Below are 597 nucleotides of genomic sequence, written 5' to 3' on the forward strand. Positions count from 1 at the left end.
TTGGCTATAACGGTTTTTATCACCTCACCAAAGCTTTTCGCAGATTAACACGTCCTTCATCGCCTCTAACTGCCAAGGCATCCACCACATACGCTTAGTCACTTAACCATACAACCCTAAGTAGTCTCGAAAGATACGAAGTACACACTGGTGACTAAACCAATGCAATTGTAAAGTCTGACATTTTCACGCACACAAAGTGTGTCTTGAATAAGAGTTGATAGTAGTAAACTACTATCGGGTTGATTACGTCTCCGAGGAGGAGCCATAATCACCATCATCACTTCCCGATAAAAGAAGTAACAACAGCTTGGTATTTATAATTATAAAAAGAAACGCGCGACACGCTCTAATTCATATAAATACCGGTATTTATATCAGCTTTCCAGATTGTTAAAGAAGTAGTATCTAGCACACATTCGGCTAAAAACTTGGTTTAAAAAACCAAACGTAAATCATCACTCTCATTCGAGAAGGATACCTTAAGTTTGGTCATTCAATTCTTTTGAAGAAGTGGTGGAGCTAAGCAGGATCGAACTGCTGACCTCCTGCGTGCAAGGCAGGCGCTCTCCCAGCTGAGCTATAGCCCCTTATATC

Annotated in this window: 1 tRNA gene and 1 rRNA gene; both read right to left on the reverse strand. The window is 40.9% G+C overall.

The window, feature by feature from the left end:
- Positions 1-108, reverse strand: a 23S ribosomal RNA gene (locus B7C41_RS19905); the annotation flags it as partial.
- Positions 109-514: 406 nt separating this feature from the next.
- Positions 515-590: transfer RNA gene (locus tag B7C41_RS19910), tRNA-Ala, on the reverse strand.
- Positions 591-597 lie beyond the last annotated feature (7 nt).

Origin of the sequence: Cognaticolwellia mytili (assembly GCF_002104475.1) — a bacterium.
In the GTDB taxonomy this organism is placed as follows: domain Bacteria; phylum Pseudomonadota; class Gammaproteobacteria; order Enterobacterales; family Alteromonadaceae; genus Cognaticolwellia; species Cognaticolwellia mytili.